The sequence below is a fragment of the Microcoleus sp. B4-C1 genome (assembly GCF_036705285.1).
Lineage (GTDB): Bacteria > Cyanobacteriota > Cyanobacteriia > Cyanobacteriales > Microcoleaceae > Microcoleus.
This window is the reverse complement of record NZ_JAUBUC010000073.1, coordinates 1-19,370: the sequence shown is the minus strand read 5'-3', so window position 1 is coordinate 19,370 and position 19,370 is coordinate 1. Positions and strand designations below refer to the sequence as shown.

The 19,370-nt window shown below is 47.7% G+C and carries 12 protein-coding genes; 5 read left to right on the top strand and 7 right to left on the bottom strand.

Annotation, left to right across the window (positions count from 1 at the left end):
• The first annotated feature begins 59 nt into the window (after positions 1-59).
• Entirely contained in the window at positions 60-1,814 is a 1,755-nt protein-coding gene (locus QUB26_RS23930) for a DUF3352 domain-containing protein (protein ID WP_333302553.1), read from the top strand.
• Between the two features lie 192 nt (positions 1,815-2,006).
• Here the strand turns inward: QUB26_RS23930 and mrdA are convergent, their stop codons facing one another.
• Positions 2,007-3,833 carry a penicillin-binding protein 2 gene (mrdA, locus tag QUB26_RS23925; protein WP_333320000.1) on the bottom strand — a complete coding sequence of 609 codons (1,827 nt, stop codon included), beginning with the start codon at positions 3,831-3,833 and terminating at the stop codon, positions 2,007-2,009.
• Positions 3,834-4,394: 561 nt separating this feature from the next.
• Positions 4,395-5,567 carry a transposase gene (locus tag QUB26_RS23920; protein WP_333319998.1) on the bottom strand — a complete coding sequence of 391 codons (1,173 nt, stop codon included), beginning with the start codon at positions 5,565-5,567 and terminating at the stop codon, positions 4,395-4,397.
• A 328-nt stretch (positions 5,568-5,895) separates the two neighbouring features.
• Here QUB26_RS23920 and cysE point away from each other — a divergent pair, with 328 nt between their 5' ends.
• Positions 5,896-6,702 (top strand): serine O-acetyltransferase, encoded by an 807-nt coding sequence (cysE, locus tag QUB26_RS23915; RefSeq protein ID WP_333241706.1) that lies wholly within the window; start codon positions 5,896-5,898, stop codon positions 6,700-6,702.
• A gap of 185 nt (positions 6,703-6,887) precedes the next feature.
• On the opposite strand, the gene QUB26_RS23910 is transcribed toward cysE, so the two are convergent.
• Complete coding sequence (locus tag QUB26_RS23910) at positions 6,888-7,469, bottom strand: Npun_F5749 family FMN-dependent PPOX-type flavoprotein (protein WP_333241708.1); 582 nt, start codon at positions 7,467-7,469, stop codon at positions 6,888-6,890.
• A 97-nt stretch (positions 7,470-7,566) separates the two neighbouring features.
• Here QUB26_RS23910 and QUB26_RS23905 point away from each other — a divergent pair, with 97 nt between their 5' ends.
• Positions 7,567-8,685: a tocopherol cyclase family protein gene (locus tag QUB26_RS23905; RefSeq protein WP_333241710.1), complete on the top strand. Its 1,119-nt coding sequence runs from the start codon at positions 7,567-7,569 to the stop codon at positions 8,683-8,685.
• A gap of 117 nt (positions 8,686-8,802) precedes the next feature.
• The gene (locus tag QUB26_RS23900) at positions 8,803-9,303 is read left to right on the top strand and encodes a plastocyanin/azurin family copper-binding protein (RefSeq protein ID WP_333241712.1); all 501 of its coding nucleotides are present in this window, start codon (positions 8,803-8,805) and stop codon (positions 9,301-9,303) included.
• Positions 9,304-9,373: 70 nt separating this feature from the next.
• Here QUB26_RS23900 and clpS read toward each other — a convergent pair whose 3' ends face one another.
• From clpS to pflB, 4 genes are all read right to left on the bottom strand, one after another.
• Positions 9,374-9,667: an ATP-dependent Clp protease adapter ClpS gene (gene clpS, locus QUB26_RS23895; protein WP_333125684.1), complete on the bottom strand. Its 294-nt coding sequence runs from the start codon at positions 9,665-9,667 to the stop codon at positions 9,374-9,376.
• 230 nt (positions 9,668-9,897) lie between these two features.
• Positions 9,898-12,528, bottom strand: a complete 2,631-nt coding sequence (gene adhE / locus QUB26_RS23890; RefSeq protein ID WP_333241714.1) for a bifunctional acetaldehyde-CoA/alcohol dehydrogenase — start codon at positions 12,526-12,528, stop codon at positions 9,898-9,900.
• A 124-nt stretch (positions 12,529-12,652) separates the two neighbouring features.
• Positions 12,653-13,393: a pyruvate formate-lyase-activating protein gene (gene pflA, locus QUB26_RS23885; RefSeq protein ID WP_333052442.1), complete on the bottom strand. Its 741-nt coding sequence runs from the start codon at positions 13,391-13,393 to the stop codon at positions 12,653-12,655.
• Positions 13,394-13,776: 383 nt separating this feature from the next.
• Positions 13,777-16,005: a formate C-acetyltransferase gene (gene pflB, locus QUB26_RS23880; protein ID WP_333241719.1), complete on the bottom strand. Its 2,229-nt coding sequence runs from the start codon at positions 16,003-16,005 to the stop codon at positions 13,777-13,779.
• 429 nt (positions 16,006-16,434) lie between these two features.
• On the opposite strand from pflB, the gene QUB26_RS23875 reads away from it, so the two are divergent.
• Positions 16,435-19,155 carry a bifunctional acetate--CoA ligase family protein/GNAT family N-acetyltransferase gene (locus QUB26_RS23875; RefSeq protein WP_333319995.1) on the top strand — a complete coding sequence of 907 codons (2,721 nt, stop codon included), beginning with the start codon at positions 16,435-16,437 and terminating at the stop codon, positions 19,153-19,155.
• Positions 19,156-19,370: the final 215 nt, after the last annotated feature.

The following is a 19,370-nucleotide window of genomic DNA, read 5'->3' as shown; positions in this document are numbered from 1 at the left end:
AGCACAAAAAGTATCTGCCGACAGCTACGGTCATGCGCTACTCTAGTTAATAATAGACTGTGGTCATTAGTCCTTGTTGTATGAAGTTGCGATCGTTCTTTTCTTTCCTCATTGCTGGCGTATTGGCACTCTTAGGCTTGAGTGCCGGTGGTTTTTACTGGCTGACAACTCACACTCCCCTGAATTTGCTCGCTGGCGGGCCGACAACTACTCCTGCTGCGGCTGTGTTTGTCTCGAAACAAGCACCTTTGTTAGCATCAATGCTGGTAAATCCCGATCGCCTCGAAGCATTGCGACAAGTTTTTGCCACTCCCGAAGAAAGAAGTCGATCGCACGCAGAATTTGAGCAAATCAAAAAAAGTTTCCTCGGCAATACAGGCCTGGATTACAGTCGAGATATCCAACCTTGGATAGGTGACGAAATTACCCTCGCCGTCACAAACCCAGATTTCGATGGCGACAGCAGCAACGGCAAACAAACCGGGTTTTTGCTGGCCGTTTCCTCCCAAAAGGTCGATCGCAGCCAACAATTTCTCGACTCCTACTGGCGCCAACAATCTCGTGGCGATAAAACAGTGCAGTCGGAAATATATAAAGGCGTGAGAATTAATTATAAACAAGCACCAAGAGCCCAGAAAAAATCTGCTTTACTTTCGCCTTTTAACCCGTTTTCTCTGCCGACTTCAAAGTTGCCATCCAGCTTCGCAACAGCAGCCATCGGCGGTAATTTTAATTCTGGGGAGGAGCAAAATTTTGTTTTGTTTTCCAATAGCCCGATTGTGATTCGAGATGCAATTAATAACCTTGAATCAGCTAACCTAAATCTCAACAATACCCCCGAATATCAAAAAGCTTTGCAGCAGCTAAATCAAGGCAGAATCGCTTTAGCATTTGTCAATCTCCCGCAATCAGCAACCGAGCAAAATCCCCAAGTTTCTCTTAATTCCCTCGCAGTTGCTGTCGGAGTCAACCGACGGGGATTGCTGGCTCAAACTGCTTTAGTGACATCGCGAGAAAACACAGCTTCTCCAACGCTTTCCGAACCTGTGCAAGCCTTGCAATACATTCCCTCAGCGAGTCCTTTCGCGGTCGCCAGCACCGACTTAAGGAATTTTTGGGCTGATTTGTCATCGGCGGTTTCTACTAATCCAGAAGTGTCAAATTTAGTCGATCGCACCTTTGCAGATATTCAGCAACTTTGGGGCGTCAACCTGCCACAGGATATATTTGACTGGGTACAAGGAGAATACGCTTTAGCAGTGCTTCCGAATTCGTCAAATGGTGCCGACTGGATTTTTGCCGCCGAAAAATCTGCCGATTCCCAACAGGCGATCGACAAACTCGATGAAATTGCCCGCAGCAAAGAGTACAGCATCGGCAGCTTCACTCTGAGAAACCAGAAAATTACCGCTTGGACGCAGTTGACAACTAGCCAGAATTATGGTAAAGAAAATAACAGAAAAAGTGCGATCGAAACCGAGGCAAAAGGAGTCCGAGCCACCGTCGGCAAATACGAAATTTTCACCACTTCAGTAGAAGCAATGGACGCAGCACTAGAAGCAGCCGAAACAGGCTCTTTAGTTGCCAATCAAGATTTTCAAACCAGCATTGAACCGCTACCGCCCTCTAACGACGGCTATTTTTATTTAGACTGGCCCTCCAGCAGGGCAATTTGGGAAAAACAAATCCCGCTGTTGAGGTTAATTGAACTTTCGGCAAGACCATTGTTCGACCACTTGCGATCGCTAACTGTCACCAGTACGGGAGAAATAACAGGAATTCGCAAAGCTACTATATTTATGCGGCTCAATTAGTTAGGAAGAAGGAAGAAGGAAGTTCGGCAACGGATTCGCTCGACGGATGTAACGGATGTAAAGGATAGAAGGAAGGAAGAAGGAAGAAGGAAGAAGGAAGAAGGAAGAAGGAAAAACAAGAAACTATGGCCAATTCCCAATGCCCAATTCCCAATGCCCAATGCCCAATTCCCAATGCCCAATAACTAAGGACTAAGGACTAATAACTACTGGCTGCTTCACATTTTTCTGTGGCCCAAAATAAGCTTGAAATACCTCTTTGGCGATCGGGGCGGCGGCAACAGAACCATAACCGCCATTTTCCACAACCACGGCGATCGCAATTTCCGGTTTCTGGGCGGGCCCGAAGGCGACATACAAAGAGTGATCCTCCTGTCCGATGACCTCCGAAGTCCCTGTTTTGCCCGCCGTCAGCGGAATCGAACCGTCATTCAATCCCTGTCCAGTACCCTCGGCAACTACCGCGATCAGTCCTTCCTTAATCACCTGAACTGTTGAAGGTTTCATCCCCGTATGTACCCGTTGAGTCTCCGCTGTGCCGGTCATAGAAGTCAAAAGATGAGGCTTCACGCGATAACCCCCATTAGCGATCGAACTCACCATTACCGCCCCCTCCAAAGGAGTCATCAACACCAACCCCTGCCCGATCGACATCGTTACCGTATCACCCGCATACCAAGGTTCTTTATAAAGTTTCTCCTTCTCCTCCGGCGTCGGGATTTGACCGTAATCGCCACCGCCTAGCCCCAAAAGATTCAAATCCGTATCCTTGCCAATTCCCAAGCGGTGTCCCCACTTAGAAATTTGCTCCGGCCCGGTACTAATCCCCAATTGATAAAAAAACGTATTGCTGCTGAAAGCCAAAGCATCCCGAAAGCCGATGTCGCCGAAACCGCCACTGTGTTCGTTAAAATCAATTCCCCCCACAGTAATGTAAGACGAAGTACCGAGAATTGAGTCCGGCGAAAATTTGCCCGACTCCAGGGCCGCGACGGAAGTCACAATTTTAAAGGTGCTACCGGGGGGATAGCCCTGCGTGGCCCGATTCAAAAATGGATTTTCCGGATCTTGAAGAGTTTTCCACTCATCCTTAGTGATTTTTCGCGTAAACAGATTGGGGTCAAAAGTCGGGTGGCTGGCCATAACTAATACCGCCCCGGTGTTGACATCCAGCGCCACTACTGCTCCCCGGCGCTGCCCCAAGGCTTTTTCGGCTGCTTTTTGCATGGACAAGTCTATGGTTAGCTGTACCGCCTCACCGGGTTTGGGCGGTGTCTCTCCCATCAGCCGCAATTCTTCATTTTGGGCATTTACTTCGATCAGCCGATCGCCCCACACTCCCGCAATCTTCTGGTTAGAGCTCGCTTCTATGCCCATTTGACCGACAATCATCCCCATCGGATATTCGGGATGAGCTTCCAAGTCGGCTGCGGTAGCTTCGCCGATATATCCGATCGCGTGAGCTGCCAAACTGCCTTCGGGATAGTAGCGGTTCGCTTCTGGCCGCACTTCCACTCCCCGCATTTGTCCCACCTCTTCTGCTAGCGGCACAAACACCTCTGGCGGCATTGCTTGCTTGATCCGCACCGGTCTGTAGGATAGAGGATCGACCTCTTTTATTTTTTTTAAAATTTCTTTTGCCGGAATCTTAACCAGCGGACTCAACTTTTCTGCTGTCGCTTTCCACTGTTCCGGCGTTTGTTCTTTCGGCCACAAATATACCGATCGAGCTAAATTGTTTGCCGCTAGCAACTTGCCTTTGCGATCGATAATTTGTCCGCGATTCGCCGGCATGGGCACTAGGCGAACGCGATTGTTTTCGGCTCGTTCCCGGTGTTGCTTCCCTTGTATCAGTTGCAATTCCACCAGCCGACTAGCGTGCAGGCCCAGCAAACCTGTTGCCACCAGCATTAACACGATCGCCCGGTGTATCGGACGATCCTGTTTTTTAGGAGTTTCCCCCAGGCTTTTGTCAGAAGAGTGAAATCCTGATATCGAATAAACTTGTCGTTGCATCATTCTATAGGTAGATGTCAAATCCTAGATTTTAGATTCTTGAATTGTCCCTTGTGAAGTATACATCATCAAACCGAGGACGCTTGGGCCTTGACCATTGGGGGAAGCGGAATGATTGATCGTTAACTTTTGACTAATCACTAATTAACTCATGACTGCTCACTAATCCCCCAAGCACCAAGAAATAGCCAGCAAAATCAAGGCAAGGCTCAGCCAATTAGGGAGGTGGAGCCAGCCGGATAGACCTATAGGTAACAATACCAAGGCCTGTGTCAATAGGGAACCGAGCGCCAACAGTAAGGCTAGGAGTATCAAATTTATCATCTTGACACCGTACAATTTCGGATATGAGTCGATCGCCTGTGGCAGAAATCCGAGTGGCACAAGCGAGCGCGATCGTAGAGGGATTGTCCTGATAGACATAAGGAAGAGAAGCCAGGAGGTTTTGAACTAATTTAAAAAAAATTATTCTTCCTCCATAGTTTGTATTCCAGGGGCTGCGATGGTTGACACTCCTCGACTATCAGGTACGAGGATTCTTTCTTCGCAGGGATTCCGACGAATTTACTTGCAAGAAAGCATCTTGACCGTATGCCCTACGGCTGCAAGTCCTCGAATAAGAACTACTTGTGCGGCTGCAACATCTCGGTCTGTTGTATAGCCACAATTGGAACATGAATGAATACGCTCTGACAGTTCTTTCTTGCCTGTCTCCAAACCACAACTAGGACAAATTTGGCTGGTTTTACGAGCATCTACCTTTTGAAAATACACACCGTATTTAAAACAGGTTTGCTCTAAAATCGCAAAAAACTGTCCCCAGCTTGCATCCAAGCAATGTTTTCCTAGCATAGCTTTAGACAAACCAACCAGGTTCAATTCCTCGACAAAAACCATCCCCACGTCTTTGCAGAGTTGGTGAGACAATTTCCAGTGCCAATCTTTTCTACAGTTAGCGACGTACTCATGCAATTTGGCAACTTTCTTCTGGGCTTTTTTCCAATTATTTGAGCCTAACTTTTTCCTGCTGACACGTTTTTGCAGCAATTTAAGCTTGCACTCTGCATCAGCAAAAAACTTTTGGCGTTTAACTAAAAGACCATTGGAAGTTGCTATGAAGTTAGTTAATCCAACATCAACGCCTAACGCTTCACCGTGTGGCATAACTGACGGTACGGAAACATCCCATTGCAGGGTTAGCATCACGTACCAACCACTTGCCTTGCGAACTATTCTCGCTTGCTTAATATTTGCGCCATCAGGGATAGGACGCGATTGATGAAATTTAACGAACCCAATCTTAGGGAGTTTTAGTACCCCGTTGTTGACAGGATTGACACCCAGTTGCGGAAAAACAAAAGAGCGCATTGCTCCCGCTTTTTTGAAACGAGGGAAACCGTGCTTTTGCTCCCACATACTCACGAACGCTTTTTCAAGCCTTCTCAAGGTTTGCTGTAGAACGTGTACGGCGACGGCACACAAAGCAGGTATGTTTGCCCTAGCTGCGGTTAAGCTTTTGCACTGACTGGCATAAGTTGGGCGCTTTGTTTCGGCCCGAATGATGAACTCAGAACGGATAGAACAAGCGTTAACTTGGCAACTGCGAGACTGAAACCAATGCTTGCGCTCTGCTAGCGCGTAGTTATAGACGCAGCGACACTGTTCCAGCCAATCTTCAAAGAAGGCTACTTGTGCTGCGGTTGGTTTCAATTTGAACTCGTAAGTTAAGTTAAACATTTTTTCTATCCTCCTGCCCTAATGATAGTGTCGTGACTAAGGGCTAACTCGATTATTCACAAGTCTTAATTAAAGTCGCCCTATAAGGGCGAGGCTTGCACCCAGATCCTTGGTCAAGTCTAACTATACAATCTCAGTACAGGAATAGAACGCAGCGGCGCTGTTGGATGGAGACAATAAAATATCATCAAATTCTCCCCCAATCTCCCACTCTCCCACAGTTCCATTCCGTAATATCCCCCAATCTCCCGATCGACCGCTCACTTCCCCATGCAGTAAAATGTAAAATCGAAAGTGGCGTGTTTAACCAAAATAGGTAACTCCGAAAGTGCTAAAGACTCTTAGAGCTGACTTCAGTATAATTTTCGATCGCGACCCTGCAGCTCGCAACTGGCTGGAAGTTTTGTTTTGCTACCCCGGTCTTCAAGCCCTAGTGCTGCACCGCCTCGCACACTGGCTTTATGTGTTGGGACTTCCCTTCATCCCCCGCTTGATTTCCCACATGGCTCGCTTTTTGACCGGAATTGAAATCCACCCAGGGGCAACCATCGGCAAAAGCGTATTCATCGACCACGGTATGGGGGTTGTGATCGGCGAAACAGCGATTATCGGCGATTTTGCCCTAATTTACCAAGGTGTCACCCTAGGCGGTACTGGCAAACAAAGCGGCAAGCGTCACCCTACAGTCGGCGAAAACGTAGTTGTCGGTGCCGGCGCCAAGGTACTCGGCAATCTGCAAATTGGCAATAACGTTCGCATCGGTGCCGGTTCCGTCGTACTCCGCGACGTACCATCTGACTGTACAGTGGTAGGGATTCCCGGCCGCATCGTCTATCGATCGGGAGTGCGCGTCAATCCCCTAGAACACGGCAGTTTGCCGGACTCGGAAGCTGTGGTAATTCGCTCTTTGCTCGATCGTATCGAATCCCTCGAACAGCAAGTAAAAAGTTTGGTTCCTCAACCATCTGTCTCCTTAACTTCTGATCCCACTTCCCACAATTTCCACTCAGTATCAGAAGCTTTAAACCAAGCCAGCAATGTAGCCGTAGCCGAAAAAACACAGCTAGTTACAACCCCTAGCTGCAAGTTAAAAGATAAAGCAATTCAAGAATTTTTAGACGGCACCGGCATCTAAAATTTGAATGGGCAAAACAGGGAATTGGCAAAACAGGGAATTGGCAATGGGGCCTGGAAGGTTATTGGTAACAAATAACCAATAACCAATAATCACTGACTAATGACTACCCAGATTTATCAGTGGAGTCGCTTTCTTCAATCTAAAATCTAAAATCTAAAATCTAAAATCGGTTGACTTCTTTTTCAAGGATTAACCGATCGCACAGACCAATTTCCCTCCCCGTCGCGCCGATAAAGCGATCGGTTTTGCGGTTCCCCCCGCAACTCCAACAAATCCACCGTTTCCGGTTCCAACAACAGCAAGCAAAAATTAGGCAGCGGCTCGATCGCATCTGGGGAAGCAGAATCAAAAGCACTAGCCTCGGCTTTGTCATCCCCCGGATGAGGCCAAGCAAACTGCGATCTAGCCGCCTCAGAAAGCTCCTGCCAAGTTGTACACCGCGATGAGAACAACTGGGCCTCTGGATAATCTGCCCCTACCAAAACTAGCTTTCCAGCAATCCGAAATTGTTCGCGAGTTTTCGGGAAATACCAGCAAATCTCCCCCCAAGGATAGAGATTAATCTCCTCAGCCTTTTGACTGCGAATATCTGTAATAAACTTTAACTGATTAGTATCTGCTAAAAAGCCTCGAAACACCACAGTGCGGTTAGCCGGACGCCCGGTAGCCCGAACAGTTGCTAGTTGCAAGTAACGGGCAAAAGCAAGACTGCGGTTGCGGTGGAGGGCACGAGCTAAGGGCGATCGCCAAAGTGCTAGAGACATAAAGGAAGGAAGAAGGAAGAAGGAAGAAGGAAGAAGGAATAAGGAAGAAGGAAGAAACAGTTATCCGTGAATTCCCTGTCATGCTATTGGTAATTCTATGTCAAATTCACTCTCAAAACTCAAAACTCTTGAAACTCCCCACAGTGGCTACCACTGGGACGGTAGTTCACGCCGCTTTTTTGAAGGCTGGTACTACCGAATAACATTACCGATTCACGGACAATCCTTTGCATTCATGTATTCCATCGAAGACCCCAGAGGCGGTCAACCTTACAGTGGCGGTGCAGCTCAGATTCTCGGCCCGAAAGATAGCTATTTGTGTCGCACCTTTCCAGATGTAAATAAGTTTTGGGCGCACAGAGAAAGCTTAGGTTTCGGACATTGGGGCAAAACAGATTTACAAATTAAACCCCAATATTTAGAGCCGCCAGTATTCGACAGCAGCGTCGAAGAAGGCTATCAAGCTACTGCTACTTTAAATCAAGGTTATTTGCACGATCCGGGAAGCGGCAGCCACTGTTTTTGGCAGTACGAAATTCAACCTATCTATGGCTGGGGAAACTCTGAAGAAATCCAGAAATCTACCGCAGGAATGCTATCTTTACTGCCCGTATTTGAGCCTGGATGGCAAATTTTAATGGCTCACGGTTTAGCCACGGGCTGGATCGATTGGAATGGCGATCGCTACGAATTTAAAGATGCTCCCGCTTACAGCGAAAAAAACTGGGGCGGTGCTTTTCCGCAAAAGTGGTTTTGGATTAATTGCAATTGTTTTCAAGGCGAAAATGATTTAGCTTTAACCGCAGGTGGTGGCAAGCGGGGCGTGCTGTGGTGGATGGAATCGGTAGCAATGATTGGTCTGCATTACCGAGGCAAATTTTACGAATTTGTGCCTTGGAATTCGCAAGTTAGTTGGACTATTGAACCTTGGGGAAGCTGGAAAATGCAGGCTAGAAACAGTCAGTTTGAAGTTGAGTTGATTGGCACTACAAACATTCCTGGTAGTTATGTGCGAACTCCTACCGAAAAAGGCATGGCTTTTTGCTGCCGGGATACGACGCACGGTGAATTGCGCTTGCAACTGCGAGAGTTGTTGGGGGGAAATGTGGAAAAAAATGGCAAGCAGCGTTCTAGAATTATCTTAGAGGCTCAAAGCTCTTTATCGGGTTTGGAAGTTGGGGGCGGGCCTTGGGATGAAGTTTGGCGATCGAATTAAGTCATTAGTCAGTAGTCAGTAGTCAGTTGTCAGTTGTCAGTTGTCAGTTGTCAGTTGTCAGTAGTCCGTAGTCATTAGTCATTAGTCAGTTAATAGTTAACAGTAGTCAGAACAGCCATGATCAATTTACTCGGTTGGCAATTAGGCAAATTCTACCGCAGCCAGGGGTTACAAAAAACTTTCAAGGTGATTTTGGGACTAATTTTATGTTTGAGCACAATCTTGATGCCAGCGACAATTGCTAGTGCTGCCGGTGATTTGTCTCGCCAACCTGTCACCGAAATTACTGTTAGTTTGGGTAACGAAGCTGGGGAACTCAAATTTTTTCCCCATCTGCTAGAATTTGAATCGGGCAAGCGCTATAAATTAGTGCTAAAAAATCCCAGTTCGCAGAAACATTATTTCACTGCTAAAAACTTTGCTGATGCGAGTTGGACTCAAAAAGTTGAAGCGGGCAAGGTGGAAATTAAAGGAGCGATTCACGAACTAGAACTTAAACCGGGCGCTATGGCAGAATGGGTGTTTGTGCCGATGAAATCGGGAACCTACAACCTGCGCTGTACGGTAGCCGGACATACAGAGGCGGGGATGATTGGCAAAATCACGATCGCCTCTTAAATCCCAATCTGCGTTCAATTTCAGATTAATTAGCGAAAAACGATCGAACTTTCGGCCCTCTAGACACTTTTCAAGTAGACTCTAGCGGAGCCATTGTTAGCCCCGCACGGCTCAATTGCATATGATAAAGTTCTGCTTGCTCTTGCGGGCCAACCCAGACGGTGGCTTGGCCTTCGTGGTGGATTTGGTTGGCGAGTTTCCAAGCTAGATCGCTCGTCATCCCTGGAATGTATTTCGTCAAACATTCCACAACGTGCTGAAATGTGTTGAAATCGTCGTTGAGAACTATTACCCGATAGTTGGGATAAGGTTTGCGGGTAACTTGACTCGATCGAACGGGTGCTATGGTTGGTGAAGAGGTCATCGCGCGAACAGCCACTTAAACTACAAGATTTGTAAAATAGTTACCTCTAAAATTTTAACACAATTTCAGATTTTTTCAATTCCTACTTGGTATTTTGATCCGCTTCGGGGTTTATTTTCACCACCGGGCCCTGCGTTAGATTTCTCCAGAAACTCTTGTGGGGATTAGGGGTTAGGCATCCTATCCCCCATTCACAGTCTTTTCTGGAGAAATCTCTGGCACCGCGCCGATTACACTAAGGTTAAAACTCGATTGAGTTCAGAAGTGTCGCCGTCAGAATACGCTTGCACCAGAAGTTGCTTTAAATCTTCAATCAGCGGATAGCGGGGGTTCGCTCCGGTACACTGATCGTCAAAAGCACGATCGGCCATTTCCTCAACGCGAGCAAAGAAGAAATCATCACTCATTCCCTGACTGGCGATCGCCTCCTGAATCGTGCTAGGAATATCTACCTCACGCTTCAGAGCTTCCACCGCTGCGATCAACTTCTCAACTTTTTCATCTTCGGTATCGCCGCCCAAATTCAGATAGTCTGCAATTCGAGCATAACGCCACTTGCTGTTAGGATACTTGTTTTGAGAAAAAATCGCTTGTTTGAACGGAACATCCGTTGCATTGTAGCGAATTACATGGGAAATCATCAGCGCATTCGCTAAACCGTGAGGGACGTGGCAAGTTGCACCTAATTGGTGAGCTACTGAGTGACAAACCCCCAGAAAAGAGTTGGCAAATGCCATGCCGGCGATCGTAGCAGCATAATGTACTTTCTCCCGCGCTTTCGGATCGTTGGCACCATTTTTGTAAGCGCTGGGCAGGTATTTAAACAGCAAACGAATCGCTTCTAAAGCCAAACCATTTGTATACTCAGAAGCCAACACAGAAACATAAGCTTCTAAAGCGTGGGTTAGCGCATCAATGCCGCCGTAAGCAGTCAGTTTTCGGGGCATATTCAGCGTAAGTTCTGGATCGACGATCGCCATACTCGGAGTCAGAGCATAATCTGCAAGCGGATACTTAATCCCCGATCGCTCATCCGTAACAACCGCAAAAGGCGTGACTTCCGAACCCGTTCCCGAAGTAGTTGGAATTGCCACCATAATTGCCTTTGAACCCAAAGGCGGCAGTTCGTATACCCGCTTGCGGATATCCATAAACCGCATCGCCAATCCTTCAAACTCAATTTCTGGATGCTCATACATCAGCCACATTACTTTAGCAGCATCCATCGGCGAGCCACCACCAAAAGCAATAATCACATCTGGATGGAAACTATTGCAGATTTCTAAACCTTTGCGAACAGTAGCCAGCGAAGGATCGGGTTCCACATCGTAAAATGTGTAGTGATCGATGCCGATTTCTTCCAAACTCTCTGTGACTTCCTTAGTCAATCCCAATTCAAACAATGGTTTATCCGTCACAATCAAAGCACGTTTCTTACCTGCAAGATCCCTCAAAGCTACAGGAAGACAACCCGACTTAAAATAAATCTTGGGAGGAATGCGGAACCAGAGCATATTCTCGCGTCGCTCTGCTACGGTTTTGATATTGAGCAGGTGATGGGGTGTCACGTTGACAGAAATCGAATTATCGCCCCAGCTACCGCAACCGAGGGTAAGGGAGGGATCGAGGCGGAAATTGTACAAATCGCCGATCGCACCTTGAGAAGAAGGCGTATTAATCAGCACCCGCGAAGTCTCTAGTTTGCTTTCAAAATAACGAATGTGGTTCTGATTGTGCGGGGCGGTGTAGAGTACAGAAGTATGTCCGTGTCCGCCAAAAATTATCAGCGCTTCAGCTTTGTCTACTGCTTCAGTAAAGTCCTTGGCGCGATACATGGCGAGAATCGGCGAAAGTTTTTCACAAGCAAAGGGTTCTTCTTTACCTATCGTATCCACTTCTCCAATCAAAACCCTGATGTTTGACGGCACTACAAAACCCGCAATCTGCGCCACCTTTTGCACCGATTGTCCGACTATTTCGGCATTCAATCGACCATCAATTAAGATTACCTGCCGCACTTTTTCTCGTTCTTCAGCATTCAGGAAATAAGCACCGCGCTTGATAAATTCCAGTTGCACGGCATCGTACACCTCATCCACAACAACTACCGATTGTTCCGAAGCACAAATCGTGCCGTTGTCGAAAGTTTTGCTGAGCAAAATTGAGCTGACAGCCATTTGGATGTGAGCGGTTTCATCGATGATGGCGGGAGTATTTCCAGCGCCGACACCGAGGGAGGGATGTCCTGAAGAGTAGGCAGCTTTTACCATTCCCGGCCCGCCAGTTGCCAAAATTAGTTTGATATCGGGGTGCTGCATCAAAGCTTGGGAAAGTGGCACAGTTGGCTCATCAATCCACCCAATAATATCCGGTGGTGCGCCGGCTGCTACAGCAGCATCGAGGAGGATTTTTGCCGCCGCAGCCGTGCAGGATTTGGCGCGGGGATGGGGCGAAAATATAATGCCATTTCTCGTCTTGAGCACGATTAATGACTTAAAGATGGTGGTGGAAGTCGGGTTAGTTACAGGCACGATTCCTGCTAGCAATCCCACGGGCTCGGCAATGCGTTCGTAGCCAAAATGCCGATCGGACTCGATGATACCGCAAGTCTTGTCGTTTTTATATTTGTTGTAAATCATTTCCGAGGCAAAATGATTTTTGATTGCCTTATCTTCGATGACTCCCATTCCCGATTCTTTGACGGCTGCTTTGGCTAAGGGAATGCGGGCGGCATTAGCGGCTAAAGCTACTTGCTTGAATATGCGATCGACCTGTTCTTGAGTGTAGGTGGCAAATTCAGCTTGGGCTGCTTTTACTTTTTGAATTAGGACTTCTAATTCTTCTAAATTGGTAACTTTCATGTGATTTTTCGTGATGTGGATTTCGGAAAAATTATTGCCTCAATCTTTGATTGGTAGGGAACCTGCAGCTCGGCGCAGATAATTTCAAGATTGTGGGTGACTTGTGAACGTGGCCTTTTAATTATTATATACCGCTAGCTCCGATCGCATTGACCCCGCGACTGCGAAAAATATCAACTGTTTGTTGCACGAGTTCCGGTGAAGCTGGAGGTGTATCCTTGAGTTCGTAATCCAATTTTAATTGCTCCCATTTGTATTCTCCCATTTTATGAAATGGTAATACTTCGACTTTTTCCACATTGTTCAGATTGGCAATAAACTCCGCTAATTTTTCTACGTTTTCGATGTGATCGGTGAGGTGAGGAACTAGAACGAAGCGAATCCACGTCGGTTTGCCAATTTCGCTGAGATATTTGGCCATTGCTAAAGTAGGCTCGATGGAAACATTGGTGACTTTGTAATAGAGTTCGGGAATGTAGGATTTGATGTCCAACAAAACCAGATCGGTCATTTCCAGAACCGGTTTAGCAACGTCTAAAACACAGAAGCCTGATGTGTCCAGCGCTGTATGCAAACCCATTTGATGACAGCGGGTAAAGATTTCTTTGACAAAATCCGGCTGCATCAATGGTTCGCCGCCGCTGACGGTAACGCCTCCTTTCCGTAGGTAGGATTTACATTTTATAATTTGCTCGATTAAATAATCGACGGTTACTTCTTTACCATCGTGGGAATTGCGACAGTCGGGATTGTGACAGTACAGACAGCGTAACGGACAGCCTTGGGTGAAGACGATAAACCGGATTCCGGGGCCGTCTACTGTACCAAATGTTTCGATTGAGTGAATGCGACCAATTCCAGACATTTAATTTGCTGTTTGTTGGTAAGGATTTTGAGAGTAGGGATGAGGGAATCTCGGTGCTAACTTAAGCCTGGAAACTTGCGTATTTTTCGTTTGGTTGCTGAGGCTCGATCCCCCTAAATCCCCCTTAAGAAGGGGAGTAGGGGTTGACTTTGAGAAGTGGACGGTTCCCCTTGAATCCCCAGATAGTCTGGGGAATTCAAGAATACTCTTGTTCCCCCCTTCTTAAGGGGGGTTAGGGGGATCTGGCCTCATGGTTTAACAGCGAAACTAGACGAAAAAAGACTTATGCAGAACCAATTATGTAGGCGCTTCTTGAGTCCCCCTCAGCTCGGACTTCGTTTGACAAGGAGCGGTTTCAATCGCCGAGTTTTTTCTGCTGGGATTTAGACGCGTTCGTGGAAAGTCCGTTTAATCACATCTAATTGCTGTTCGCGGGTAAGTTTGATGAAATTAACCGCATAACCGGAGACGCGAATTGTTAGCTGGGGATAGTTTTCTGGATGTTCCATCGCATCTAGTAATGTTTGCCGATCGAGGGCGTTAACATTGATGTGATGGCCGCCATCGTGGAAGTAACCGTCTATAAGACTAACTAGGTTGTTAGTCCGATCGCTCTCCATTCTGCCCAAGGCCTGCGGTAGAATCGAAAAAGTATTCGATATGCCATCTTGACAATCACTGTAAGGCAGTTTGGCTACAGAAGATAAGGATGCGATCGCCCCACAGGAATCTCGGCCGTGCATCGGGTTAGCGCCCGGAGCAAAGGGTTCGCCGGCTTTACGTCCGTCGGGAGTGCTACCAGTTTTTTTGCCGTAAACTACGTTAGAGGTAATTGTGAGTACCGATTGAGTCGCTACAGCGCCGCGGTAGGTTTTGTGCTGGCGAATTTCGTTCATGAAGCTTTGCACAAGTTCGATGGCTATACTGTCTACGCGATCGTCATTATTGCCATATTTGGGATATTCTCCTTCGATCGAGTAATCCACTGCCAAACCTTGCTCGTTGCGAATCACCTTAACTTTAGCGTTTTTAATCGCCGACAGGGAGTCCGCCACCACCGACAATCCGGCAATTCCGCAGGCCATTGTCCGGTAAACATCGCGATCGTGCAGTGCCATTTCCAGGCGTTCGTAGCAGTATTTGTCGTGCATATAGTGAATGACATTCAACGTATTGATATACGTTTTTGCCAACCACGCCATCATGTCGCGGAACCTGGCTCTTACCTCGTCATAATCGAGATATTCGGTAGTAATCGGTGGGAACTGCGGCGCGATTTGGTCGCCGGACTTCTCATCTTTACCGCCGTTAATCGCATAGAGCAAAGTCTTAGCTAAGTTAACTCGCGCGCCGAAAAACTGCATTTGCTTGCCAATTCGCATGGCGGAAACACAACAGGCGATCGCATAATCATCGCCGTATTGAGGACGCATCAAATCGTCGTTTTCGTACTGAATAGAACTTGTGTCGCTGGATACCTTCGCACAGAATTCTTTGAAGTTGTCCGGCAAGTTTTCCGACCACAAAACGGTAAGATTTGGTTCGGGTGCAGTACCGAGGTTTGACAGGGTGTGTAAGAATCGGAAACTGTTACGAGTTACCAATGTTCTACCGTCATCGCTGATACCGCCGATCGCCTCTGTTACCCAAGTTGGATCGCCAGAAAACAGAGCATTATAGTCGGGAGTTCGCAAAAACCGCACCATGCGGAGTTTCATTACAAAATGGTCGATCAGTTCTTGCAATTCCACTTCAGAACTTGCGCCACTTTGCAAATCGCGCTCGAAATAAATGTCTAAGAACGTCGATACGCGGCCGAGAGACATCGCTGCCCCGTTTTGTTCTTTCACTGCTCCCAAGTAGCCAAAATACAGCCACTGGACAGCTTCTCGTGCATTTGCTGCCGGACGGCTAATATCAAAGCCGTAGCTAGCAGCCATTTCTTTTAACTCAAACAATGCCCGAATTTGCTCGGATAACTCTTCGCGCAAGCGAATTGTTCCCTCGTCCATCGCGTCTAGTTCGAGTGATTCTTGCTGTGTTTTTTTATCCTCAATTAGGCGATCGACACCGTACAAAGCAACGCGCCGATAGTCACCAATTATCCGCCCGCGTCCATAGGCATCTGGCAAACCTGTGATGATACCAGAACGTCTCGCCAGACGCATCGAGCGCGTGTAAGCATCGAATACACCATCGTTATGAGTTTTGCGATATTTCGTAAATATTTCTTCTGTTTGCGGATCGAGCTGATAGCCGTAAGCTTCTAAACCTGCCTTGACAACGCGAATCCCGCCCAAGGGCATAATCGCGCGTTTCAAAGGTCGATCGGTTTGCAAACCTACTATTTGTTCTAAGTCGCGATCGATGTATCCTGCTGCATGAGCCGTGATCGATGTGGGAACTTTTGTATCAACATCCAATACACCTTTTTCGCGCTCTTGCTTCATTAATTCCAGAACTTTTTGCCAAAGTTGCTGGGTTTTTTCGGTTGGTGCTGTGAGAAATTCTGCATTCCCTTCGTAGGGGGTGTAATTCTTTTGGATGAAGTCTCTGACGTTGACTTCGTTTGTCCAGTTGCCTTCAGTAAAGCCGTGCCATTCTGCAAACATAGCTTGCTTTCACCTCAATTTTTTATTAGCGATCGATCTTTTTTGCTTCGACCACTACATCTAGTATATATTTAATTTCAATATTTTAAATACCCGGTTCGCTATTTGTTACAAAAGTTGACTTGCTAATTTGGTGGGAAGAATTAAGATAGATAGTAGGCAGAACCTCCTCGTGAATTGTTGAGGAAGCTCTGACCAAAGGGGTTCCCGAACTAACACTTAGACAACCCAAATGTTGTTTAAGGGCGGGCGTGTCGGAAACGGGCAATGAGATTTTTTTTTTCAGGAACCGCGAACACCCGAAGAAGATGAAGAAAAAGCAGAAAAAAAGCAGAAAAAGAGTTCGGATTTGATTCGGTGATAGTTATCGAAAGCAGAGCAATATTAATTGCTGATTAATTGAAGTAGGGTACTATGCAGATAAATTCAATGAATCAAAGCACTGCGAGCGATCGGGCTCACGATATTTGGAAAGAACAGCGTCATCCGCTCGATCGGATTTTTCGGCCTCGCTCCGTGGCTGTAATCGGCGCAACAGAGAGAGAAGGAAGCGTTGGACGAACTCTCCTGTGGAACTTGATTCGGAATCCGTTTGGCGGAACAGTTTTTCCAGTGAATCCGCAGCGCCACAGCGTCTTGGGACTCAAGTCTTATCCTGACATTGCTAGCGTCCCGGAAGTAGTGGATCTGGCGGTGATTGCTACGCCTGCTGCTGGAGTGCCGCAAGTGATCCGCGAATGTATCGCTGCTGGGGTGAAAGGAGCAATTATTGTTTCTGCTGGGTTTAAAGAAATTGGCGCGGCTGGGGAGGCTTTAGAACAGCAAGTTATGGCAGAGGCGCGTCGGGGCGGAATGCGGATTATCGGCCCAAATTGCCTCGGGGTGATGAATCCTGTGCTTGGGCTCAATGCTACTTTTGCAGGTACGATCGCCCGTCCAGGTAATGTCGCCTTCATCAGTCAAAGCGGCGCCCTCTGTACTTCGATTCTCGACTGGAGTTTGGGGGAAAATGTCGGTTTTAGCGCCTTTGTATCGATCGGCTCTATGCTCGATGTCGGTTGGGGCGATCTGATCGAGTATTTCGGGGACGATCCCCATACTCACAGTATCGTTTTGTACATGGAATCTATGGGTGATGCTCGTTCGTTCCTGTCCGCCGCCCGCCCAGTGGCGATCGACAAACCGATCATCATTCTCAAGGTAGGACGTACCGCCGCCGCCGCGCAAGCAGCCGCTTCTCATACGGGAGCTTTGACGGGTAGCGATGACGTGCTTAACGCTGCTTTCCGCCGCTGTGGCGCGTTGCGGGTACATACGATTTCCGATTTGTTCGACATGGCAGAAATTCTGGCCAAGCAACCGCGACCGCAGGGCAACCGCCTATCGATCGTCACCAATGCCGGAGGCCCGGGGGCGATCGCCACTGATGCCTTAATTAGCGACGGCGGTGCCCTGGCAGATTTGGCACCGGAGACGCTGCAGCGGCTTGATGAGTTTTTGCCACCTCAGTGGAGTCATCACAACCCGATCGATATTTTGGGCGATGCTAGTAGCGATCTTTACGCCAAAACTCTAGAAGTTGTCGCTCCCGATCCCAATAGTGACGGATTGCTGGTCATCCTGACGCCACAAGCGATGACAAATCCCACCCAAACCGCAGAAAAACTCAAGTCTTACAGCAAACTCGGAAAGCCCTTATTAGCAAGCTGGATGGGCGGTGTGGAAGTGTCAGCGGGAACGCAAATTCTCAATCAGGCAAATATTCCGACTTTCCCTTATCCCGATACCGCCGTCAGGTTATTCAACTATATGTGGCGGTACACATACAACCTGCGCGCTATCTACGAAACGCCATCTCTCCCCGCTGATTGCGAACTCGATACTTCCGGGTGTGCTACTGCTGCGAAGATTTTGACTGCCGCCCGTCAAAACAATCGCACTCTATTAACCGAGTACGAATCAAAACAGTTGCTAGCAGCTTACGGGATTCCCACCGTAGCGACAGAAATTGCAGCGAGTGCGGCCGAAGCTGTGGAAATTGCCGATCGCCTCGGTTATCCAGTGGTGCTAAAACTCCATTCTGAGACGATTACTCACAAAACCGATGTGGGGGGCGTCCAACTAAATTTAGGCGATGCTAAGGCTGTAATTAGTGCCTTTGAGGCGATCGCCCAGCGGGTACGGGATCTCGATCCTGCAGCGTTTCTTGGCGTAACCGTGCAGCAGATGGTGCATTTGGAAGGCTATGAACTAATTTTGGGTAGCAGTATTGACCCACAATTTGGGCCGGTGATGCTGTTTGGTTCCGGCGGACAATTAGTGGAAGTATTTCAAGATCGATCGCTGGCACTTCCGCCTTTAAATACCACCCTAGCGCGGCGGATGATGGAGCAAACGCGCATCTATAAAGCTTTGCAAGGAGTGCGCGGTCGATCGGCAATTGACCTGGTACAACTCGAACAGTTATTAGTTCGTTTCAGTCAACTGATTGTAGAGCAACCTCAAATTGCCGAGATTGATATTAATCCGCTGTTGGTTTCTCCTGAAGGTGCGATCGCTCTTGATGCCCGTGTTGTTCTGCAAACAACGGAAAACCCCATTTCAACGGCGATTCGCCCCTATCCTACGCAATACGTTCAAAAATGGTCAACGGAGGGCGATCGTCCCATCACCATCCGTCCGATTCGCCCAGAAGATGAGCCGCTGATGGTGCTCTTCCACAAAGAACTTTCCGAAGAGAGCGTGTATTTGCGCTACGCTCACATGGTAAAGTTAAAGCACCGCATAGCTCACGAACGTTTGACCCGGATTTGTTTTATTGACTACGATAGCGAAATGGTGTTAGTAGCCGATCGTCAAGACCCGGAAACCTCAGAACACCGGATTTTGGGAGTAGCGCGTCTGAGCAAACTCCACGGCACAAACCAAGCCGAATTTGCCCTCATCGTTAGCGATAGCTATCAGCAGCGCGGTTTGGGAACAGAATTATTGAGGCGGATGTTGCAAATTGGTCAGGAAGAGAAATTAGAGGCGATCGTCGGCTACATTCTCAATAGCAACTACAAGATGCAGAGCCTCTGTAAAAAACTCGGATTTGAACTCCACCCAGACCGAGACGAAGGAATGTTGAAAGCTGTTTTTGTCTGCTAAGCTGTGGAGCATTTAAACCACTAACGAGGCTTGTATGGTGCGTCAGGAGTGAACACTTACGCGCTTATGCGGGAAACACTTCTGTACGCTGGGCACCCTACAATCGTCTTTTAAATGCCGAACAGCTTAGGAATGAGAATTAAATAACTTCCACTCTTGAAAGTGGGATGGGCGTCCCCCCCGGCCCAAAAGGACGGGCGGGACGCCCCTCCCAC

Coding starts and splice junctions, on each gene's coding strand:
- pflB (WP_333241719.1), bottom strand. CDS start 16,005: ATGTTTGCAGAATGGCACGGCTTTACTGAAGGCAACTGGACAAACGAA.
- QUB26_RS23875 (WP_333319995.1), top strand. CDS start 16,435: ATGAATCAAAGCACTGCGAGCGATCGGGCTCACGATATTTGGAAAGAA.
- QUB26_RS23920 (WP_333319998.1), bottom strand. CDS start 5,567: ATGTTTAACTTAACTTACGAGTTCAAATTGAAACCAACCGCAGCACAA.
- mrdA (WP_333320000.1), bottom strand. CDS start 3,833: ATGATGCAACGACAAGTTTATTCGATATCAGGATTTCACTCTTCTGAC.
- clpS (WP_333125684.1), bottom strand. CDS start 9,667: ATGACCTCTTCACCAACCATAGCACCCGTTCGATCGAGTCAAGTTACC.
- adhE (WP_333241714.1), bottom strand. CDS start 12,528: ATGAAAGTTACCAATTTAGAAGAATTAGAAGTCCTAATTCAAAAAGTA.
- pflA (WP_333052442.1), bottom strand. CDS start 13,393: ATGTCTGGAATTGGTCGCATTCACTCAATCGAAACATTTGGTACAGTA.
- QUB26_RS23910 (WP_333241708.1), bottom strand. CDS start 7,469: ATGTCTCTAGCACTTTGGCGATCGCCCTTAGCTCGTGCCCTCCACCGC.
- QUB26_RS23905 (WP_333241710.1), top strand. CDS start 7,567: ATGTCAAATTCACTCTCAAAACTCAAAACTCTTGAAACTCCCCACAGT.
- QUB26_RS23900 (WP_333241712.1), top strand. CDS start 8,803: ATGATCAATTTACTCGGTTGGCAATTAGGCAAATTCTACCGCAGCCAG.